This is a genomic window from Brucella anthropi ATCC 49188 (genome assembly GCF_000017405.1).
GTDB lineage: Bacteria > Pseudomonadota > Alphaproteobacteria > Rhizobiales > Rhizobiaceae > Brucella > Brucella anthropi.
Genome location: NC_009668.1, coordinates 1,447,167 through 1,469,239, shown reverse-complemented (window position 1 = coordinate 1,469,239; position 22,073 = coordinate 1,447,167). Strand labels below are relative to the sequence as shown.

The following is a 22,073-nucleotide window of genomic DNA, read 5'->3' as shown; positions in this document are numbered from 1 at the left end:
CTGCTGACAAAATGAGAACAAAAGTGAACAAACACCTTGGCGGCTTGCCTCGCTGCCATTAGATTGACGGCGTGACACTGAACCTGAAACCCGCTGCCGCATCTACCGCTTTTCCCTTGCCGGACCGTTTTCTCGAATGGTTTGCGGCCAAGGGCTGGTCGCCGCGCGCGCATCAGCTTGAGCTTCTGGCCCGTGCCGAACAGGGACAGTCTACGCTTCTGATCGCGCCCACCGGGGCAGGTAAAACGCTGGCCGGGTTTCTGCCTGCATTGGTGGATCTGGAAAAGCGACAAAGCAAAGCAATTCCAGGAAAAGTGGGAACCGGTTTTCAGTCCGGAATTGCGTCAAAATCCAAAAGAGGTGTTCATACACTTTACATTTCACCCTTGAAGGCTCTGGCCGTCGATATTCATCGCAATCTGACGGTGCCGGTCGAGGAAATGGGTCTCGACATCTCAATCGAGACCCGGACCGGCGATACGCCTGCGCACAAACGCCAGCGGCAGAAGCTGGCGCCACCGGATATTCTACTGACGACGCCAGAGCAGCTTGCACTGTTGATCGCTTCCAAAGGCGCGGAACAATTCTTCAAGGGTTTGCGCTACGTGGTGCTGGACGAATTGCATTCGCTCGTGATTTCCAAGCGCGGGCATTTGCTGGCGCTCGGGCTGGCGCGGCTGCGCCGTCTGCAACCGCAATTGCAGACGATCGGCCTTTCCGCAACGGTGGCGGAGCCCGATGAACTGCGCCGCTGGTTGGTGGAACAGGACGGCACTGGGCCGATGGCCGGTCTTGTGACGGTGGATGGCGGTGCCAAGCCGGAAATCACGATTCTCGATTCCGATGAGCGGGTGCCATGGTCTGGCCACTCCTCGCGCTATGCGATTCCCGATATTTATGAGGCGATCCGCCAGCATCGCACGACGCTTCTGTTCGTCAATACGCGCAGTCAGGCGGAAATGCTGTTTCAGGAGCTCTGGCGGGTCAATGAGGACACGCTGCCGATAGCGCTGCATCATGGTTCGCTCGATGCCAGCCAGCGCCGCAAGGTCGAGCAAGCCATGGCTGCCAACACATTGCGGGCTGTGGTCGCGACCTCGACGCTTGATCTGGGGATCGACTGGGGTGATGTCGATCTGGTCATTCATGTCGGCGCACCGAAAGGGGCGAGCCGCCTTGCGCAGCGCATTGGCCGTGCCAATCACCGCATGGACGAGCCAAGCCGTGCCATTCTTGTGCCCGCCAATCGCTTCGAGGTGATGGAGTGCCGCGCCGCACTCGACGCCAATTATCTGGGCGCGCAGGATACGCCACCCCTGATCGACGGGGCGCTGGATGTGCTGGCGCAACACGTGCTTGGCATGGCCTGTGCCGAGCCTTTCAACGCCGATCAGCTTTATCGTGAAGTGCAGAGTGCTGCACCTTATTCGAACCTTCCGCGAGACACGTTCGACCGTATTCTGGATTTCGTGGCGACTGGCGGCTACGCGCTCAAGACCTATGAGCGGTTCGCGAAAATCCGCAAGACCGTGGACGGCACGTGGCGGGTGTCCAATCCGCGCATCGCGCAGCAATATCGGCTCAATATTGGCACGATTGTCGAAGCGCCAGAGCTGAATGTGCGGCTTACTCGTGGCGGCAAGGGTGGAAACGCGCGTGGCGGACGTGTTCTTGGTCGCATCGAAGAATACTTCCTTGAGACGTTGACGGCTGGCGACACGTTCCTGTTTGCCGGAAAGGTGCTGCGGTTTGAAGGCATCCGTGAAAACGAGTGCATCGCCTCCAATGCTGCCGGGCAGGATGCCAAAATTCCTGTCTATGCAGGCGGCAAGTTTCCGCTTTCCACCTATCTTGCCGCGCAGGTGCGCGCCATGCTTGCCGACCGCACGCGCTGGCAGTTTTTGCCGGAACAGGTGCGGGAATGGCTTGAAGTGCAGCAATGGAAATCCGTGCTGCCTGCAACGGATGAGCTGCTGATCGAAACCTTTCCGCGCGGCAATCGCTTCTACATGGTCGCCTATCCGTTCGAGGGCAGGCTGGCGCATCAAACGCTCGGCATGTTGCTGACGCGCCGTCTGGAACGCATGGGCGCGCATCCGCTTGGCTTTGTCGCTACCGATTATTCGCTGGGGCTTTGGGGCCTCAAGGATATGGGCGCGCTGATCGGCACGGGAAAGCTCAATCTCACCCGTCTGTTTGACGAGGATATGCTGGGGGACGATCTCGAAGCCTGGCTTGATGAAAGCTATCTTTTGAAACGCACTTTCCGCAATTGTGCCGTGATTTCGGGGCTTATCGAGCGCCGTCATCCGGGACAGGAGAAAACAGGCCGTCAGGTTACGGTTTCCACCGACCTGATCTATGACGTGCTGCGGACCCATGAGCCTGACCATATATTGTTGCAGGCGACGCGCGCGGATGCTGCGACAGGGCTGCTTGATATCAAGCGCCTTGGCGACATGCTGGCGCGCGTGAAAGGTAATCTGCTGCACAAACCGCTCGACAGGATTTCACCGCTGGCGCTGCCTGTGATGCTCGAAATCGGGCGTGAGCGTGTGGCAGGTGAGGGCGATGAAATGCTGCTTGAAGAGGCTGCGGACGATCTGGTCAGAGAGGCGATGCAATGAAGACTGCCGTGTGGGGCAATGGAGAGGCCTACAGTCTGGCCCATGCGGAAGTGCGTGGCGTTGCAGCTGTGTGCGATCCATCCGGTGCACTGTTCCTGCCCGACCTGCATATGCTGATCGTTTCCGATCTGCATCTGGAAAAAGGTTCATCCTTTGCCCGGCGCGGCCAGCTCATCCCACCTTATGACACAGCAGCGACGCTCGACATGCTGGCGCTGGCCATCGCACGCTATCAGCCGCGAACCGTCATCAGCCTTGGCGACAGTTTTCATGATGCCACGGCCAGCGAGCGCCTGCCGTCGCTTTATGCCATCCGGCTGAAGTCGCTTATGGAGCATCGGGACTGGTTCTGGATCACCGGCAATCACGATCCGGATCGCCCGGTAGACCTACCGGGCGATTGTGTGGAGGAACTGGCAGTCGGGCCGCTTGTTCTCCGGCATGAACCATCGCGCAAGGCCGGGCAGGGCGAGATTGCAGGTCACCTTCATCCGGCGGCCCGCATTGTGCGACGTGGTCGGTCGGTGCGTCGCCCTTGTTTTGTAAGCGACGGCGAAAGGCTCATCATGCCTGCTTTTGGAGCCTATACGGGTGCGCTGAATATTCTGGATCGCGCTTTCCGAGGGCTGTTCGCTGACGAGACCCTGCGCGCCTATATGCTGGGACAGGGGAAGGTTTACCCTATTGCGCGCGGTGCGCTTTATGGGGGTTAATCCCTGCGGAACAGAATGCGTCCGAACCAGCCGGTGAAGACGGCAAGGAAAACGGCAAAAAGGCCGTAGAGAAAGCTGTTCTGGTGGGCGGCGTTGTAGATGCTCTGTTCAAAACCAGCCTTGACGATTTCGAGACTGGCATTGGCTTCACGCAAAAAAACACCGTTGCGGAACAGAAGCGCCCGAGCCTTGTGGCGCCCGACCGGCACATTGGCGGGCAGGTTCAATGTGGCGCGAAACAAGGTGCGGGAAATGAACTCCACGCCCCCGATGCGCTGCGTATAGAGGCCCTGGCGGATTTTCATTTCCCGCAGTTCGTTGCCGAATGTCGGGATATTGCCCGACAGGCTACCCGGATCTTCCGGGACGAGATAGAAGTTGCGCACGCCCACCGAAAGTTGTCGGTAGATTTTCTCTTCGGTAATGTCCTGCAGATTGCGGGTAGAGGCCAGCGAGTAGGAGAGCGGCACGCCCATGAAGGTTTCCGAATCCGAATTCACCCAGACACCGAGATAACGGTCCTTCTTGCGCACCACGAGATCGCGCGAGGGGCCTTGTAGCACGACGATGATATCGTAACGGCCTTGTCGTTGGATCATCGGATCGGCATTGTCGAGCGCGCCGAATATGGTGAGGTCAGTGCCGCCGAAATTCGATGTGATGGCGATGGTTTCGGTTGAAAGTCCGATTTCGATGGTTTCATCCGCAGGGTTTTGCAATTGCGGAACCGTGTTGCCGTTGCCGCTCGAATCGACCTGCGCCAATGCGCTTCCCGTCATTAGAAGGAACATCAATGCGGAGGAAAGCGTAAGGCTCCGCATGTCAGATATCCGCAATCGAAATGGAAAACAGATTGTCGGGCCGCACGAACAGGCCAAAGGCGAGGCGCAGGCCAACGGCAAGCACGAGAAGCGCCAGCAAAAGGCGCAACTGTTCGCCGCGCAATTTTTGGCCCGCGCGTGCGCCGTATTGCGCGCCGATAACGCCGCCAACCATCAGCAGGAAAGCAAGTACGATATCGATGGACTGGTTGGTCGTTGCCTGCAGGACGGTCGTGACTGCGGTCACAAAGGTGATCTGAAACAGCGAGGTTCCGACAACCACATTGGTCGGAACATGCAGCAGATAGATGAGCGCCGGAACCATAATGAAACCGCCGCCGACACCCATCACCGATGACAGAAGGCCGATGAAGAAGCCGATGCCGAGAACCGGAATGATGCTGACATAGATGGTGGAGGCGCGAAACCGCATCTTGAATGGCAGGCGGTGTATCCACGTATGCTGGCCGGACCGCCGCACAGCACCTGCTTGTCCCTTTTTTACGCGGCGCATGGCGCGCAGGCTTTCCACCAGCATCAGACCGCCGACAGTGCCGAGAAAAAAGACGTAGAGGATGGAAACGATGAGGTCCAACTGGCCGAGATCGCGCAGCCACGAGAACACGAAGATACCGACGAGGGAACCCAATACACCACCCGCCACGAGAAACAGGCCGAGCTTGATATCGAGCGTGCGACGTTTGAAATGCGCCAGTGCGCCGGAAACCGACGAGGCGATGACCTGATTGGCACCGGTGGCGACCGCGATTGCAGGTGGAATGTTATAAAAGATCAGAAGCGGCGTGATCAGAAAGCCGCCGCCGACGCCGAACAGTCCGGAGAGAAAACCCACGGCGGCGCCCATGCCGAGAAGAACCAGCATGTTGACCGATAATTCCGCAATGGGAAGATAAATACCCAATTCCGAACCCGGCTTTCACGAACGCATGACACACAGCTGCTTGCGGTCGCGCTTCTCCGCAAGATGTTTCACTCTACTAAAACATCTCCGGCAAAATTATGAAACTGTTCTGCGTGCGGAAATGCATGAAAACAAGTAGTTAGGCTTAACTCCACACGTGAGTTTCAGCCCGGCCACTTCTCATAATGTCTTGCTCTGTCGCCATCGCGAAGTCAAACGCCGATTGCTGATAAAGTTATCTCGCGAAACTCTATTCGAGGAAAAATGCTAGGTGTTGTTTAAGAACAACAAAAAGAGCCTTGAAGAGAGCTTAAAACAGTCATTGTTGGTATAATCCCATAGAATATATAGGAAATACATGAGCGCAATCTGGCCACGATGCACTGTCGATCAGTCGGTAGCGTTCTGTCGGTTGCTGATGACGATATTGATATCTTCTTTCGGCGTGATGACGGAATGACCAGACGATGGGTAAAACTGTGCACGGATCGAAATGTTGTCGGACATTTTACTGTCGGTCAGGCTGCCGTTCTTTATGATATAAAGATAGGGATTGGTCAGGTTTACGCTGAAGTTTCCAGCAAAGCGGCTGCTGGACTTGAAGCCAAAGCAGTTCATGCTTTCGGCATAGTAGTTGCCATTCATGACATTCCATTCTTCCATAGGGCTGGACCGTGTGAGACAGGTCTTTTTGCCGTCTGGTGTGGTGAAATTCGCATTGAACGACACGCCTATGAAGATGTTCTTCAGCTCGAAACTGCCGGATAGGACTTTGAAAATGGATTTGTACGGATGAATATCCTCGGCAGGGATAAGTTGCTTGTCGCCGGAAGAAATCTCAAAGTCGATCGCATCTCCCTGGAAGCTTTTGATGTCCTTGTCGAGCGCGAGGGGAATCTTCGCGATGATCCCGTTTTCCATGTCGTTGTTTACGTGCAAGAGCATCGTCTATCCCCTCGTTGATAGGGCTTAGATAATAAGGCTCAACGAGTCGATTCAACCTGTCACTTCTTTCAGACGCTTGTGATTGAAACGAGAAAGGGCAGCTTCTGCTGCCCTCGAAAAATCCGATTTACTTCAATGTGTTACTTGTTCTTCTCGAGAAGAAGCTGGACCAGTTGCTGGTCAACGTCGCCGGTCGGCGTCTGGCCATTCGCCTTCTGGAAGGCGGCAATTGCAGCGCGGGTCTTGCCGCCCATCAAGCCATCGGCAGTGCCGACGTCGTAGCCGTTCTTCTGGAGAATAAGCTGGATGTTACGAACAGCCTTCTTCATATCCACCGAGCCGGTGGTGAGCGGTTTGCTCTCGGTCCAAGCATCCGGGACGTCGATGGAGTTGGTTGCCTGATCGAGCGGCTTGGCCTTCCAGAGCTTGACCAAATCCTTGGCGCGTTCAAGCTGTTCCGGTTTCAATGCCTTGGCAATCTGGTCGCGCTTGTCGGCAGCATCCTTGTCACCAGCATTGGCGGCAAGCGAGAACCACTTGTAGCTTTCTTCCAGATTGACTGGCATGCCCAGTCCCTTGGCCGCAAGGATTCCGAGATTGAACTGGCTGTCCTTCACGCCGAGTTCGGCGGCATCGGTGAACCAGCGCACGGCGGAAGCATTGTCAGGGTTGCCATTGGCGCCGGTTGCGAAAAGGACGGCGAGGTTGTGCATCGCGCTGGCGTTACCCTGCTGCGCTGAAAGCTGGTACCAGGTCTTGGCCTTTTCGAGATCGCGGGCCATGCCAAGGCCCTTCTCGTTGAAGTTGCCGAGACGATATTGCGCCGGGGCAAAGCCTTGACCTGCAGAAATCTCATACCATTTCGCCGCCTTGGCAAAGTCGGCGGCAACGCCGCGACCTTCCATATAGCGATTGCCGACCTCGAAGAGCGCACGAGCATCGCCCTTGGCCGCAGCCTCGCGAAGCGCTGCCGGACCGGCTTCTTCCGGTACAGGCGGAATGGCCGCCTGAGGCTTTGCGGCAGGTTCGGCCGATGCCGCCGTTTCAACAGGCTTCACCGGATTGGCGATTGTTGCGGCAGGCTGTTCAACCTCTGTCGGTATTTCCACCGCTGCCTGCTGCTCGTTTGCTGGTTCCGGGATTTCTTCCTGCGCAACTTTCTCCGAGCGCGGCTCCGTAACCGGAGGCACTGTTGCGGGGGCGGACGGCTCGAGCGCAGGTGCCGTTTCCGACGCGATTTTTGCAGCGATTTCGTCGGCTGGCGCAGGCGTGTTGTCGGTGGCAGTGGTGTCGATCTGCGGCGGTACTGTATCGATTGCCGTTTCCACCGGCTCGTCGCGGTTGAGGAAAGCTGAGCCGATCTGCAGGCCAGCCATCGCGATCATCACAGCACCGATTGCCATCAGGATCGGCTTGCGCTGGCGCTGGATCATGTCGCCGACTGATGACTTTTTCTTACCGGTGCGCTTGGTCGCGCCCTTCTGAAGCTGTTCGGATTCTGCGGCCGCAAGCTGGGCGGCGCGCCGCGCTGCCGTGATGAAGTCCACCTTGCCGTTGGCGGCAAGGGCCAGATCGGCAGCGTCTTCGCGCTGACGGCGTTCTTCGCGCACCCGCTTCATAATCGAATTGAGGTCCGGCATGCCTTCGCCCTGAGGGCGAGGGGATGGAGTCGTTTCCAGCTCCGGTTCTTCGCGTGTGATCGGCTCGATGGCCGCAAGATCGCTTTCGAAGGCTGGCGCATCAAGCGTCGCGTCAAAAGCGCTGGCTTCGAGTGTTTCGTCGTTCTTTCCGACGGATTTGTCGGCGCGGCGACCGCGTATAGCTTTCGCGAAACCTCCGAAGAGCGATGACTTCCCGGTCAAGTCACCTGCCTGCATATCGGCGGGACCGGCTTCGCTCTGGACGGTTGCAAAAGCTGCTTCCGCTGCCGCTGCAGCCGGGGAACGCGGTGCCGACGGACGCGGCGATCCAGCGTTGGGGCTGGTGAAGGCCGGTTTTTCAGTGTCCGACGTGTCTGATTTGCCTGCCACGTCCTGCTCAAGCCTGGCCAGACGATCAACGATCTTGACCAATGTGTCGTGGACGGTCTCGAATGTCTTGCCGTTGCGCTCGTCGGAATTGCGCGCTAGGGCCTCGAGCGATTTCATGTCTTCGGCGAGTTGCCGGGCGATCACGCTGTCGCCATGTGATCCATGCTGCAGAACGCGCGCGACAGCACTTTCGGCAGCTTCGCGCGCTGCATCCAGCACTGTTTCGCGATTGGAGGCGATGGAGCGCTCGATGGAATCGAGACGCGGCTTCAATTCTGCGATCTCGGCAACGGGCTGCGCAAGATGATGGGCGATATTTGCAATCTGATCTTCGAGGCTGCGGATTGCCTTCACATCCAGTCCAGGGCCGTCATAGGTCGGCGCCTGAAGCAGACCCAGTGAAATCTGCTGCGAAAGATCGTCGAGGCGGCCTTCCAGAGTGTGGATCGCGCTGTTGTCGACATGCTGCGTGGCATATTGCGCGTCGAGACGCTCGGTCAGTTCTGCAAAGCGGCGGTCGATTTTGTCCAGAACGGAAGGATGCGGCTCCTCTACCCGGCGCTCGGCAGCTTCGAGCTTCTCGCCGATGGCTTCAAGACGTGCCTCTACAACGTGATAGTCGGACTGGTTCAGATTCTCCATGACCTTGCCAACCTGATTGGCAAGCAGGTTAATCTGGTGTGCGAGCTGGTCGATGACGCCTTCCGGTAGCGCTGAGCCGCTTGAAAGACCGTCGATGCGAGAGGAAAGTTCGCCGAGCTTGCGATAGAGCGTGTCGGAATTCTGCTGCGTTGCCGAAGTGGCGAGCTGTTCTGCGAGCTCTGCCAAACGGCTTTCGATACGCTCCAGTCGGCGCGCACTGTCCTGATCCGGGCGCTGGGCGCGGCTGGTGGCGATGATAGCGCGGCTGATTTCGTCCAGCCGCTCATCGATCTGCTGCAGACGGCTCTGATCGAGCGACGACGCGTGTTGTGGGCTGAGCGATTCCTCGATGGAATTCGCGAGCTGGCCGATGCGATCCTCGATTGCGCTCAGGCGGTTCGACTGGGGCAACGTACCGATGGCGTCGCGCACCTGCTCAAGTCGCGAGCCTATCGCATCCAACGCCGGATCGACGGCGTTGTGGCGCTGTTCGAAGGCCTCGAAACGCGCGTCGAAGCGATCCCAACGATTGTTGAGACGATGCAGTGTTTCTTCGCGCGCGAGGCTCTGGACGGTGCGATTGAGCTCTTCGAGCTGGCGGCGGAGCGCCTGCGCGTTTGCCTCACTGCTGCGTTCGGCGAGAAGGCGTACACTGTCGTTGATACGCTCGAAATCATCGCTCATCTGCTGTGAAAAGCCTTCTTCGCTTGCGGCGCGCTGAAGGCGGGTCATCTCGCGGCTGGCACGGCTGACCTCGGCGCTTGAGGCATAATGTGGCTGCGGCTCTTCATGGCTACCGCGCATCCGACGGAGATTTTCGGCAATCTCGGCGAGGCCGGTTACAGTCTCGTCCGGATGGCGAACTGGGTGACGTTCGGAACGCAGAATATCACGCACGTCCGGGGCGCTGTCGTGCTCCAGATCCATCAGGCGTTTCTCAAGGCTCGCCAGCGTGCGGTTAAGTTCTTCCATGGCAGGTGATGACGCTCGGCGCTCGCGGCGGGCATTCAAATCGTCAATAATTGATCGTGAACCTGACGCCATATCTGGATTTGCCATGATAAATTCACTTTTTCTAATGATAGAGGCCGCCGGGAGCAAATTTCACCAGCGCAACAGGCAAGAATTTGCTCTGCTTACATTTGTACAAACGTGGTAAATAACTCGTTAATATATGCGGCTAAGTGAGTGCTTTCGTGGATGCCGAATAGCATCCCATGGTTGAGCGGGCTGAATTCAGCGTGTCAAACGCGACCCGGCATGAAAAGCGGATCTATCGAATACGAAAGATGCGTGAACCGCGGCGGCAAAATGTAAATCGAAGCTACGGCACTGACAGCAATGTCAATGTGAGCTGTCATCAACAGTGGTTCCATCGCGCAATCGCGCGGTGACCGGGCGTTTCCGGGGGCGGAAACAGGGTAGGACATGAGTAAACAGGCTAACGCACCAGGGCTGGTCGCAGATTTAGCAATTGCGGATTTGCTAACCGGCGCAAGCGGGAATATGCGAAAGGAAGGTCAGTCAGGCGGTCAACTATACCGGATCGGCGATCTAGCGGAGGAGTTCGACCTGACGTTGCGCGCCTTGCGCTTCTACGAAGACAAGGGATTGCTCAATCCACGCCGCGCGGGCGTGACGCGGCTTTATGATTACAACGACCATACACGCTTGCGTCTTATCCTGTTTGGGCGGCGCATCGGCTTCACACTGAGCGAGATGGGACAGTTGATCAGCGTGTGGGAAAATGAGACCCGCGACGCTGTCGAAGTGGAGAAGCTACGCAAGCGTTTCAAGAAAAAACTGATCGAGCTTGAGAAGAAGAAGGACGAGGTGGATCGGTCGGTTGAAGAGCTGCGAACCATCCTCGCACGAATGGGGCGACAGTCGTTTTGATTGCGGGTGTATGAAGTTTGAAAATGTGGCTGCCCCTATCTGATTGGCAGGACAGATAAGGGCAGCCTATTTGCTCGTAATAAAAAATATATATAAAAATCAACGCCTTTAGAATGCAATCTAGACCTTGACGCCATACGGGGAATGACGGAATAGCCTATCCTGTATCGGTAATATACAAGCCATTTTGCATCCTCCGTTTTTGCTCCGCATGCTGTGTTTGGTCTAATCCACCAACACAGATGTTGCTTGCAGAGCGAGAACGGGTCGCGTTTAGCAATAAGAAAGAGTTTTAAAACCTCCTGTTCGTTGAAAACAAAGCCATCTTAACTGGATTTAGATCGATCTTAAAATAGCAACTTGCTGGGTAAGATTTCTCAATCTCCATTGTCTAATTTAACTAGCGCTAAAAATTGAAATGTAATTTTCGGATAACTGAATTATCCGCAAGGAAGCTTCCGGAAGGCTTCGTTCTGGGATTCCTGAAAACTTGTATCGACTTGTGTCTCGCCAAGTGCGCTCTGGGGCGGCTTTGGACGATGAAACTACGGTTCACAATTATTCGCCGTCATCTTTTTAATTTGGGTATATGTGTGCATCCACGAATGTGCGGCCTCGGCCAGATCGAAGTCGGAGCGAACTCCGCCTGGCAGGTCCGAATGTTTCAGCCTGTTGCATGAAGTGTGCCGTGGAGTGGGAACCTCGACGCATCGACGGGGTTATTCCAGCCTTGCGACTGATGGCGCATCCAAGATGTGCCCAGAACGAACAGATGGAGCGCCGGTCTGATCCAATCAGATCGAATTCGCTCTGATGCGAAAGTGAGGCTGACAATGAAAAAAGCTCTTGTTCTGACCGTAGCGACGTTTCTCACCAGCTCCGGTTTTGCGCTGGCGCAGGATCGAGTGCTTATCGAAGTGCCTCAGACAGCACGCGATTATGTCATCGAAAATCCTTCGGACCCGGTCGTCATTGAGGGCGAAATCAGTGACGGTTATGTTCTCCCCGATGCAATCGCGGTTCATCCGATCCCCGACAATCCGGGTTTCGGTTACATCTATGTCAATGGTGAACCGGTGATCCTTTCCATGCAGAACCGTCAGGTCGTCTATTATACCGAAGGGCCGAATGCTGGTCCGCTGGTGCCGAATGAAGTCGTGACCTACATCGAAACCAATCCGGTTGATCCGGTCATCATCGAAGGAGATATAGCCGAAGGCATGGTCATCCCCGAGGATGTGCCGCTGGTGGCTGTTCCGGAGCAGCCGACTTATTCCTATGTTTATGTGGAAGATCGTCCGGCTCTGATCGATACGCAGACCCGCCGCGTTGTATGGGTCAAGTAAGCCTTCAAGGGGCGATGAATAGTAGAAGGGCGGCAGAATTGCCGCCTTTCTCATGTCTCACATGTGGTCATCCGGTCTACGCAATCGGCGTGATTTTCACCGTTCAGCTCGCGTTACCGGTCAAAAATGACCGTTCACGAAGCCGCAAACTTGACCATAACACCATGCTGGCGAAAATATGCCTGCATGAGCTTCCTGCCGGAGCGATTGTTCTGCACCAGCTTGGCCGGATCGAACACAGCCTCTTTTAGGCCCGCGCGCTCAAGCGCTGCTTTCAGGGCGGCGATATGTAAATCGATGTCGACATTATCCGCCTGAAGCGATTCATAAATTCGGTCTGTCGCTTCCGCTACAGTAGGTTCGCTCACCATTATACTCCTGTTGTTGCTTGCGGGCGCTTATCACACTTTCCCTTCGACCACTATCAGGATGAAAAGCGTCTTTACATGAACATTTCCCCGTCCCGCACGAACTTGTGTAATTTTTGACGTTTACGGAAACGTCAAAGTAGGTTAGCTTCGAGCCGAAATTGACTGGACGAGCGCGAATTCCGTGATGTGGTCAGTCAAAAAAGCGGCAAAAATGGCTGTTTTCGCAGAAAATCATCCCTTTTTGTTGCAACATGCGCGCTGTCACAACGTTTTGCTATAATGTGGCATGCAGGCATGAAACGCGGTTACGGGCTCGTTCCAGCCATCGCGGAACGGCTCAGGTGGTGAATTTGGAGGATTTCTATGCCGAGCTATCGCGCGCCAGTTGAGGATACGAATTTCGTTCTCAATGACGTTCTGAATTATCAGCGCTACAACAATCTGCCGGGCTTTGCCGACGCGTCGCCCGATGTCGTCGAGGCAATCCTGTCTGAAGGTGCGAAGCTCGCCGAGGGCACCCTGTTTCCGGTCAACCAGACCGCTGATCGCGAAGGCTGCAAGCGTCATTCGGATGGTTCGGTGACGACGCCGAAAGGCTACAAGCAGGCTTACGACCTTTATCGCGAAGGCGGCTGGCTCGGCCTTGCCGTGCCGGAGCAATATGGCGGGCAGGGGCTTCCTTATCTCCTGCACACGGCTGTCGGCGAATATATGTCGTCAGCCAATATGGCGCTCACCATGTATCCGGGCCTGACGCAGGGTGCGATTGCCGCAATCCTGACCCACGGCACCGATGAGCAGAAGGACACCTATCTGCCGAAGATGGTGGAAGGCACCTGGACCGGCACGATGAACCTGACCGAGCCGCATTGCGGTACGGATCTGGGCTTGCTGCGCACCAGCGCCGCGCCGCAAAAAGACGGTTCCTACAAGATTTCCGGCCAGAAGATTTTCATCTCGGCTGGCGAACACGACATGTCCGAAAACATCATCCATCTGGTGCTGGCTCGTATCGACGGCGCGCCGGAGGGCGTGAAGGGCATTTCGCTGTTCATCGTGCCGAAGTTCATTCTTGATGAAAACGGTAATCCCGGCGAGCGTAATGGCGTGTCCTGCGGTTCCATCGAAGAAAAGATGGGTATCCACGGCAATTCCACCTGCGTCATGAATTATGACGAGGCAAAGGGTTTTTTGATCGGCGAAGCCCATAAGGGCTTGCGCGCCATGTTCACCATGATGAATGAAGCGCGTCTTGGTGTGGCTTTGCAGGGCCTTTCGATTGCCGAAACCGCATACCAGAATGCCGCCATCTATGCGCGCGAACGTATTCAGGGTCGTGCGCTTTCGGGTGCCGCGGCACCGGACAAGAAGGCCGATCCGATCATCGTGCATCCGGATATCCGCCGCAACCTCATGAATATCCGTGCTTTCAATGAAGCTGGTCGTGCGCTTATCCTATGGACGGCGCTCAACTCCGATATCGCCCATCGTGCAGGCGATGAGGCGGAACGTCAGGCAGCAGATGATCTCGTTGGTCTTTTGACGCCGGTTCTGAAAGGCGTTCTGACCGACAAGGGTTTTGAACACGCCGTCATGGCGCAGCAGGTCTTCGGTGGCCATGGCTATATCGAAGAACACGGCATGAGCCAGTATGTGCGCGATGCGCGCATCGCGATGATCTATGAAGGTGCAAACGGCATTCAGGCGCTTGATCTCGTCGGTCGCAAGCTGGCGCTTAACGGTGGCCGCGCAATCACCGCCTTCTTCAAGGAAGTGGGCGATTTCTGCGAAGCCAATCGCGAGAACGAGAAGCTTTCCTTCTTCACCAAGCATCTGAAGAAGGGTCTCAACGATCTTCAGGCCGCCACCATGTGGCTGATGCAGAATGCGATGGCCAAGCCTGATAATGCCGGTGCTGCCTCCAACGACTATATGCATCTCTTCGGACTGGTGGCGCTCGGCTTCATGTGGGCACGCATGGCCAAGATCGCGGAAGAAAAGCTTGGCAGTGGCGAAGGCAACAAGGCGTTCCTTGAAGCTAAGCTTGTTACCGCGCGCTATTATTTCGAGCGGATCATGCCGGAAAGCGCAGCACATCTCGCACGCATCCAGTCGGGCGCGGATTCGATGATGGCGCTCAACGCGGACACATTCTGAGTTAGGGATTGAGCTAAATTTCGAATTTAGCGGGAAGGAGTCAACATGGCTGAGGCTTATATTTACGATCACGTGCGCACACCGCGCGGACGTGGCAAGAAGGATGGCAGCCTGCACGAAGTGCCTGCCGTTCGTCTGGGTGCGAAAGTTCTGGAATCCCTGCGCGACCGCAACGGTATCGACACGGCAAAGGTCGATGACATTATTTTCGGCTGCGTCGACCCGGTCGGTGAAGCTGGTGCGGTCATCCCGCGGTCGTCAGCTTTTGAAGCCGGTTACGACTTCAAGGCGCCGGGCATCCAGATTTCGCGTTTCTGCGCCTCGGGCCTCGATGCGGTCAATCTGGCAGCAGCCAAGGTCGCCTTCGGTTCCGACGATCTGGTGATTGCAGGCGGCGTGGAAAGCATGTCGCGTGTCGGCATGGGCATGTCGGGCGGTGCCTGGTACATGGACCCATCGGTCGGCTTCCCCGGCTATTTCATGCCGCAGGGTGTTTCCGCCGACTTGATCGCCACGAAATATGGCTTCAGCCGCGATGACGTCGATGCCTATGCCGTCGAAAGCCAGAAGCGTGCCGCCAAGTCGTGGGAAAAGGGCTATTTCAAGAACTCGGTCATTTCGATCAAGGACCAGAATGGCCTGACCATTCTCGATCATGACGAGCATATGCGCCCGACGACCGATATGCAGGCTCTGGGCCAGCTCAATCCGTCCTTTGTGATGCCGGGCGAAATGGGCGGCTTCAATGCGGTCGGCATTCAGGCCCACCCGGAAATCGAAACCGTCAATCACGTCCACCATGCCGGTAACTCGTCGGGCATCGTCGATGGTGCGGCTGGCGTTCTGGTTGGCTCCAGGAAGGCTGGCAAGGCCTTCGACATCAAGCCGCGTGCGCGCATTCGTGCTTTTGCCAACATCGGTTCCGAACCGGCGCTCATGCTGACCGGTCCGGTCGATGTGACGGAGAAGCTTCTCAAGCAGGCGAAGATGAAAATCTCGGACATCGACCTGTTTGAGCTGAACGAAGCCTTCGCGGCCGTTGTTCTGCGCTACATGCAGGCCTTCGACATTCCGCACGACAAGATGAACGTCAATGGCGGTGCCATTGCCATGGGCCATCCGCTCGGTGCAACCGGCGCTATGATCCTCGGTACGGTGCTGGATGAACTGGAACGCCGCGATCTCAACACCGCACTGGTGACCTTGTGCATCGGTGCCGGCATGGGCACGGCGACAATCATCGAGCGCGTTTAAGGCGAGGGAGGTTTTACGAATGGCTTATGTAAATTTCAAAGTTGAAACCGACGCCGATGGCATTGCTCTCGTCACCTGGGACATGCCTGAAAAGTCGATGAATGTCTTCACCGTCGAGGCGATGCAGGAACTGAATTCCATCATCGACGCGGTGACTGCCGATGATAAGATCAAGGGCGTTGTTATTACGTCAGGTAAGGACAGCTTCTCTGGCGGCGCGGACCTGACCATGCTGGAAGGCATGTTCAAGGAATTCCAGAAGCAGAAGGCCAAAGACCCGCAGGGCGCGGTCCAGACCCTGTTCGACAATGTCGGCAAGATGAGCGGTCTTTTCCGCAAGCTTGAAACTTGCGGCAAGCCTTGGGTTTCGGCTATCAACGGCACCTGCATGGGCGGCGCATTTGAAATGTCGCTCGCTTGCCATGCACGGGTGGTGTCGGATGCACCGGGCGTGAAGATGGCTCTGCCGGAAGTGAAAGTCGGTCTGTTTCCGGGCGCTGGCGGCACGCAGCGCGTTCCGCGCCTTGCCAATCAGCAGGATGCGCTCCAGATGATGACGACCGGCTCCAGCCTGACCGCGCAGCGCGCCAAGGCAATGGGTCTCGTCACCGAGATTGCTCCGGCCAAGAAGCTGGTCGAAACCGCAAAGAAGCTCATCAAGGGCGGTCTCAAGCCGGTTCAGCCATGGGATGAAAAAGGCTTCAAACTGCCGGGTGGCGCGATCTATTCGGCTGCCGGTGCGAATCTCTGGCCTGCCGCAACGGCAATCCTGCGTCGCGAAACATCCGGCAATTATCCGGCAGCGCTTGCCATTCTGAAGTCGGTTTATGAAGGCCTGCTGGTGCCGTTCGATACCGGCCTCAAGATCGAGCAGCGCTATTTCACCGAAATTCTCCAGACGACCGAAGCGGGCATGATGATCCGTTCGCTCTTCGTGTCGCTGCAGGAATTGAACAAGGGCGCACGCCGTCCGGTCGATGAAAAGCCGACCAAGCTCAAGAAGATCGGCGTTATCGGCGCTGGCTTCATGGGTGCAGGCATCGCCTATGTGACGGCCAAGGCAGGCATCCCGGTTGTGCTGATCGACCGCGATCAGGAGTCTGCCGACAAGGGCAAGGCGCATACGGCTGACCTCATCGCCAAGGAAATGCAGAAGGGCCGCGCGACGGAAGCAGACAAGGAAAAGCTCCTGTCGCTCATCACCGCAACGCCTGATTATGCGCTTCTCGAAGGTGCCGATCTGGTGATCGAAGCCGTGTTCGAGGACCGCGAAGTCAAGCGTGTTGCGACTGAGAAGGCCGAGGAAGTGCTCAAGACTTCCGCAGTCTTTGCTTCCAACACCTCGACCCTGCCGATCACTGGTCTTGCGAAAGTCTCTAAGCGTCCGAAGAACTTCATCGGCATCCACTTCTTCTCGCCTGTCGACAAGATGATGCTGGTGGAAGTGATCCTCGGCAAGAAGACGTCCGACAAGGCACTGGCCGTAGCCCTTGATTACGTTCGTGCGATCAAGAAGACGCCGATTGTCGTCAACGACACGCGTGGCTTCTACGTCAATCGTTGCGTGCTGCGCTATATGTCGGAAGCCTACAACATGCTGGTTGAAGGTGTTCCGGCGGCCATGATCGAAAATGCCGCCCGTATGGCCGGTATGCCGGTTGGTCCGCTTGCGCTCAACGACGAAACCGCTATCGACCTGTCACAGAAGATCCTCAAGGCAACCCTTGCCGATCTCGGTGAAAAGGCGGTCGATCCGCGCCATGTAGAACTGGTGGATCGTCTCGTCAACGAGTTCGACCGCAAGGGCCGCAAGAACGGCAAGGGCTTCTACGATTATCCGGCGAAGCCTGCCAAGAAGCATCTGTGGCCGGGCCTCAAGGATCTCTATCCACAGCAGAATCCGGACAAGATCGATGTGAAGGAGCTTAAAGAGCGCTTCCTCGTCACCATCGCTCTGGAAGCGGCCCGCGTGATGGAAGAAGGCATTGTCACCGATCCGCGTGAAGCCGATGTCGGCTCCATTCTTGCCTTTGGTTTCGCGCCTTATACCGGCGGTACGCTGTCCTATATCGATGGCATGGGTGCGAAGAAATTCGTCAAGCTTGCCAAGGAGTTGCAGAAGAAGTACGGCCAGCAGTTCAAGGCGCCGAAACTTCTGCTCGACATGGCCGAAAACGGTGAAAGCTTCTACCAGCGTTTCAACCCGTACAAGACGGAAGCAAAGAAGGCAGCGTAAGCTTAATCCTTCGCAAGATTATCAGGCGCGGCATGTTTCATGCCGCGCTTTTTGTTTGTGCTCCTTGCCATAGCTGAACTGCACCATTCCCGGGTAAGAAAATTTTCCCTGCTAATTCAGCCGTCTTGCGCAACTACTGCTTTTTCGGTAGGTTGAAGCCGAAGATGGGACGGAATAATAGGTTTAAAATCCTTTGAAACATATCTTTCCTGATGGGGATTATTCAGGAAGATATGTCGGAACCTAGGTGGCGGATCATTACTATGTTTTCTCACGAGAGCGTGTGGGCGGCCATTGATGCCCTGGCTGAACGTCATTCCCTGAGCGCGTCCGGGCTGGCGCGTCGTGCAGGGCTCGACCCTACGACCTTTAACAAATCCAAGCGCTATGCTTCCGATGGGCGTGCGCGCTGGCCTTCGACGGAATCGCTGGCCAAGGTGATGGAAGCAACCGGCTCGACGTTCGATGAATTCACGCGGCTCATCCGTGGCGGAAACCGCACGCCGCAATTCGGCGAATATACGCAGGACATGCAGTCCATTCCATTGCTCGGCATGGCCGAAGCGGGCGCTGGCGGCTATTTCGATGATGCCGGGTTTCCGGCTGGACAAGGCTGGGACATTGTGGAATTCCCAGCCGGATCGGGAGAAGGTGTGTACGCGCTGGAGGTTTCGGGCGACTCAATGTTGCCCCTTTACCGTGATGGCGATACGCTGATCGTAGCACCCAATACCGCCATTCGCCGGGGCGATCGCGTGGTGGTGCGGACGAAAGACGGAGAAGTGATGGCCAAGATCCTGCATCGCCAGACGCCACGAACCATTGAGCTCCATTCGCTCAATCCCGAACATCCGAACCGCATTTTCGAGTCCAAGGATATCGAATGGGTCGCCCGCATTTTATGGGCGAGCCAGTAATGGCGCAATCGCAGGATAGAAGCCATGCACGCGCCGTTTTCGGCGGTCTGGCTGGCATAACAGGCGCAGTTCTGATCGCAGCCTTCGTGGCGCCGTTCTATGGTGCACTGGATCGCCCGGTGGTCGTCATCAACTCCGGTGATACGAAGACAGAATCCGGTACGGGAAGCGGCATCGTCGTCGAACAGTTCGACTATAACGAGCCGGGGACATCGCCTGAAACGGGCAATGCCTCAGAGGAGACGTCGCCGCAACCGGGCCAAGCCGCCCCCGTTGAAGGGCAGCCGCCTGCGTGGAAAGAGAACGGCAAGGTCAACGACCAGGTGAATGACAACGGCATTGAACGCGAGGCACCGCGTCCACCGCTGAGCGATCTCGGTCTTGCATCCACGCCCAAACCGCCAGAGCCACCGGCACCGGCCACGCCTGTCGATGCGGGCGAACAGATGCAGCTTTTGCAGCGACCTGTCGCTGTGGCGGCCGGACGGCTTGAAAGTCAGGGCCGTATGATTGAATTGCAGGGCATCGAAATCGTACCCTTAGAACAGACCTGCCAGACCGCTTCCGGTGAAAGCTGGCCGTGCGGCATGCAGGCGCGCACTGCCTTCCGGCAATGGTTGCGTTCCCGTGCCGTTATGTGCCGCCTGCCGCAAAATGACAGCGGTGCTGCGGTCGCGACCGAATGCATGCTGGGCAATGAAGATGCAGCCGCATGGCTGGTTGCCAATGGCTGGGCGAAGGCTGTTCCGGGTGGTGCCTATGACGAAGCGGGTCGTAAGGCTGTGGAAGCGCGTCTCGGCATCTTCGGTGACAAACCCGATACGTCTCTGCTCAATGCGGAGCCGGACAGCGGCAATATGATCGACAGTCCGTCGCCTCTGGCACCTGAACCGGAGCCGCAGCTATCTTCGCCGTCGCCGTCGCCGTCGCCACAGTTGCAAGGCGATTTTCCGCCCGCACCGCCTGCGCAATGACGAAAGAGGCAAAAACTCCTAAAGCAAGCCTCCAAGAAGAGGATCGTACCGAACTGGAATGCGGGTGCACCTGTTCTCAGATGCCAGAGAATACCGTTCGAAATGTGCTGTTCATCGACATGAGGTTTGCCGCGCACTGTGGTCGGAAGAAGTGGTTCAATCACCGACCGTTCGAAATCAGTTCAATCAAAGCGCGCTTTCACTGCCTCCAATCGCTGGAGACAGTGAAACGCAACATACTTTATAGTATGTGACGTAGCCTTTCTTGGCTCGGTGCAGGACTTCCTTGTCGCAGATGCTACTGTCCGGTCGTTTTTTCTCCGACGACGAGTGCGAGTGCACGGACCGGCGAGCCGGTTCCTTTCACGAATTTCAAGGGTGCTGCGATCAGGATCGCCCCCTTGGCTGGTAGCTGATCAAGGTTGCTCAGGCTTGCCAGTCCGTATCGGTTTGCCTTGTGCATGAGGTTGTGTGCCGGAAATGGAGGGGTCATGGCTCCTGCGGATCCTGCATCCGTACCGACTGTTTCCTGACCCCAACCGATAATGCCTTTGGAAAGCAGATACTCGATTGCTTCAACCGTTGGTCCCGGAGAATGTGGACCGTTTTCATCGGCATTCAGAAATGTATCGGCTGAACCATTGCGCTTGTACCAGTCGGTGCGCATCAAAACCCATGACCCGGCTTCAATTTCGCCATGCTCTGCTTCCCATTCCCTGATGCTATCAACCGTCAGCAGATAATCAGCGTCGGCGGCGGCTTGTGCGGAACGGTCGATTACGTTTACGGGAGCAACGAAGTTCTGTGGCGGGATCGTATCGGTGGTGTTGTTGGAGTGATCCTTGCCGGTGATCCAGTGACACGGGGCATCGAAATGGGTGCCGGTGTGCTCGCCAAGCTCTATCCAGTTCCAGGCCCAGAACGGACCGTCCTGATCGTACTGGCTGATAGTGTGAACTTTAACGTTCGGTGTGTTTTTGCCGAATTGTGGGGGAAGGTAAAGGACGGGCGTATCCGGACCGAGTGGCGCGGTGATGTCAACGACCTTGACGGTGCCAGACAGCAGTCCGGACGCAAGGCTGGAAAGAGCAGATGTATCGTTCATGAAATCCCCATTTCGCCCTGAGCCGGCGCCGGCATTATTGTGCGGTCCTTGATGAACCGGTCTCTTTCGGACGTTCACTCGAAGCCTATGGCAGGGAATATGCTCTTGCAAGTATCTCTTTTACAGAATCTTCCAGGAATTTTCTCGCGGCAGAAGAGCGTTCGCCAATAAACCGAATTTTCTGGACTTTTTTGTCCGTGCGTCCTGTCGTGACTGGTAGTGAAACCTCGTGCAAGGTAATGCAGTTATATGCATTCAAGTATAATATCGGTCATCTGTAAAAACTGGGCTCGCATGTCGACGGCATTCTTCACAGTTCGATTGCTTTAAGGGAAGGTTTTTGTGTGATCTGCCGACCAATAAAGGGCAGGGGTGTAGCGGTCAGGTTAATTTAGGCTTGAAATATCGGCTGTCTGGCGCAATTCTCATTGATTGCAGCGCAACGATATGCACCGGGCGGATAATGGATCTCGAATTTATAGTCACCGAAGTCGATGAGAGCGAAAAGCAGGAGTTGCGCCTCTGGCTGCGTATGCTTGCAACAACCAGACTGGTTTCACAGGAAATCCGCCGCCGTCTGCGCAAAGAATTTGGTGTCACGCTGCCACAATTCGACATTCTTGCCCAACTTTACCGGGAACCGAACGGGTTACGGCTCGGGGAACTCTCGCGCCGGACCATGGTGACGAATGGCAACATCACCGGCTTGATTGAGCGATTGGAAGCCGACGGTCTTGTGCGTCGTGAAACACCCGGTGCCGACAGACGCGTTACCGTCGCGCGATTGACTGATTCTGGGCAGACGGTGTTCGCAGAAATGGCGCGGGTCCATGAAAGCTGGTTACGTGATCTGATGGCCGAGGTCGATCGCGACACCATCGCTTCGTTGCTGAGAGATATGAAGCGTCTCAAAAAATCGGCCGGCAATCACCTCATGGATGACAATGAGGAATAGCATTCCCAGCTCCGCCATTCGATATGGATGACTGATCTACTCTCTGCCTTCGCGTTGAGATACGATAAAAAACACAACAATAACAATTGGATATGAGGAATGATATAATTCCTGCACTTGCAGAAATTATCAGGAAATATTTCACTTGCTTATTTGATCAAA

General features: G+C 56.3%; 16 protein-coding genes and 1 pseudogene. 10 read left to right on the top strand and 7 right to left on the bottom strand.

Going from position 1 to position 22,073, the window contains the following annotated elements:
• The first annotated feature begins 71 nt into the window (after positions 1-71).
• A complete protein-coding gene (locus tag OANT_RS20845; RefSeq protein ID WP_012093375.1) occupies positions 72-2,627 on the top strand; it encodes a ligase-associated DNA damage response DEXH box helicase in 2,556 nt (851 codons plus the stop codon).
• The gene (gene pdeM / locus OANT_RS20840; RefSeq protein ID WP_012093374.1) at positions 2,624-3,340 is read left to right on the top strand and encodes a ligase-associated DNA damage response endonuclease PdeM; all 717 of its coding nucleotides are present in this window, start codon (positions 2,624-2,626) and stop codon (positions 3,338-3,340) included. The genes OANT_RS20845 and pdeM overlap by 4 nt, the downstream gene beginning before the upstream one ends.
• Here the strand turns inward: pdeM and OANT_RS20835 are convergent.
• The 4 genes from OANT_RS20835 to OANT_RS20820 all read right to left on the bottom strand — a co-directional run bounded on the left by OANT_RS20835 (position 3,337) and on the right by OANT_RS20820 (position 9,759).
• Positions 3,337-4,161, bottom strand: coding sequence for a TIGR02186 family protein (locus tag OANT_RS20835; RefSeq protein WP_010659221.1), 825 nt, complete (start codon positions 4,159-4,161; stop codon positions 3,337-3,339). The two genes, pdeM and OANT_RS20835, sit on opposite strands and share 4 nt — an antisense overlap.
• 1 nt (position 4,162) lies before the next feature.
• Positions 4,163-5,044 (bottom strand): sulfite exporter TauE/SafE family protein, encoded by an 882-nt coding sequence (locus OANT_RS20830; RefSeq protein ID WP_231771606.1) that lies wholly within the window; start codon positions 5,042-5,044, stop codon positions 4,163-4,165.
• A 429-nt stretch (positions 5,045-5,473) separates the two neighbouring features.
• The gene (locus OANT_RS20825; RefSeq protein ID WP_012093372.1) at positions 5,474-6,028 is read right to left on the bottom strand and encodes a hypothetical protein; all 555 of its coding nucleotides are present in this window, start codon (positions 6,026-6,028) and stop codon (positions 5,474-5,476) included.
• A 140-nt stretch (positions 6,029-6,168) separates the two neighbouring features.
• On the bottom strand, positions 6,169-9,759 hold the full coding sequence (locus OANT_RS20820; protein WP_012093371.1) for a peptidoglycan-binding protein: 3,591 nt from the start codon (positions 9,757-9,759) through the stop codon (positions 6,169-6,171).
• A 369-nt stretch (positions 9,760-10,128) separates the two neighbouring features.
• Between OANT_RS20820 and OANT_RS20815 the strand changes: the two genes are divergently transcribed.
• Positions 10,129-10,596 carry a MerR family transcriptional regulator gene (locus tag OANT_RS20815; protein WP_012093370.1) on the top strand — a complete coding sequence of 156 codons (468 nt, stop codon included), beginning with the start codon at positions 10,129-10,131 and terminating at the stop codon, positions 10,594-10,596.
• Positions 10,597-11,429: 833 nt separating this feature from the next.
• Positions 11,430-11,942: a DUF1236 domain-containing protein gene (locus OANT_RS20810; RefSeq protein WP_012093369.1), complete on the top strand. Its 513-nt coding sequence runs from the start codon at positions 11,430-11,432 to the stop codon at positions 11,940-11,942.
• A gap of 134 nt (positions 11,943-12,076) precedes the next feature.
• Here the strand turns inward: OANT_RS20810 and OANT_RS20805 are convergent, their stop codons facing one another.
• Positions 12,077-12,313, bottom strand: a complete 237-nt coding sequence (locus tag OANT_RS20805; RefSeq protein WP_012093368.1) for a hypothetical protein — start codon at positions 12,311-12,313, stop codon at positions 12,077-12,079.
• A 363-nt stretch (positions 12,314-12,676) separates the two neighbouring features.
• Between OANT_RS20805 and OANT_RS20800 the strand changes: the two genes are divergently transcribed.
• The 5 genes from OANT_RS20800 to OANT_RS20780 all read left to right on the top strand — a co-directional run bounded on the left by OANT_RS20800 (position 12,677) and on the right by OANT_RS20780 (position 19,851).
• Positions 12,677-14,470 carry an acyl-CoA dehydrogenase C-terminal domain-containing protein gene (locus tag OANT_RS20800; protein ID WP_012093367.1) on the top strand — a complete coding sequence of 598 codons (1,794 nt, stop codon included), beginning with the start codon at positions 12,677-12,679 and terminating at the stop codon, positions 14,468-14,470.
• Between the two features lie 45 nt (positions 14,471-14,515).
• Complete coding sequence (locus tag OANT_RS20795) at positions 14,516-15,724, top strand: acetyl-CoA C-acetyltransferase (protein ID WP_012093366.1); 1,209 nt, start codon at positions 14,516-14,518, stop codon at positions 15,722-15,724.
• Between the two features lie 19 nt (positions 15,725-15,743).
• Positions 15,744-17,960, top strand: coding sequence for an FAD-dependent oxidoreductase (locus OANT_RS20790; RefSeq protein ID WP_010659212.1), 2,217 nt, complete (start codon positions 15,744-15,746; stop codon positions 17,958-17,960).
• 263 nt (positions 17,961-18,223) lie between these two features.
• A complete protein-coding gene (locus OANT_RS20785; RefSeq protein WP_012093365.1) occupies positions 18,224-18,877 on the top strand; it encodes a S24 family peptidase in 654 nt (217 codons plus the stop codon).
• Positions 18,877-19,851 carry a thermonuclease family protein gene (locus OANT_RS20780; protein WP_040128613.1) on the top strand — a complete coding sequence of 325 codons (975 nt, stop codon included), beginning with the start codon at positions 18,877-18,879 and terminating at the stop codon, positions 19,849-19,851. Before OANT_RS20785 ends, OANT_RS20780 begins: the two co-directional genes overlap by 1 nt.
• 62 nt (positions 19,852-19,913) lie before the next feature.
• Here OANT_RS20780 and OANT_RS27205 read toward each other — a convergent pair.
• Positions 19,914-20,015 (bottom strand): annotated as a pseudogene (locus tag OANT_RS27205) (IS5/IS1182 family transposase); the annotation flags it as partial.
• Between the two features lie 134 nt (positions 20,016-20,149).
• Positions 20,150-20,956: a cyclase family protein gene (locus OANT_RS20770; protein ID WP_012093363.1), complete on the bottom strand. Its 807-nt coding sequence runs from the start codon at positions 20,954-20,956 to the stop codon at positions 20,150-20,152.
• A gap of 340 nt (positions 20,957-21,296) precedes the next feature.
• On the opposite strand from OANT_RS20770, the gene OANT_RS20765 reads away from it, so the two are divergent.
• Complete coding sequence (locus tag OANT_RS20765; RefSeq protein WP_012093362.1) at positions 21,297-21,911, top strand: MarR family winged helix-turn-helix transcriptional regulator; 615 nt, start codon at positions 21,297-21,299, stop codon at positions 21,909-21,911.
• Positions 21,912-22,073 lie beyond the last annotated feature (162 nt).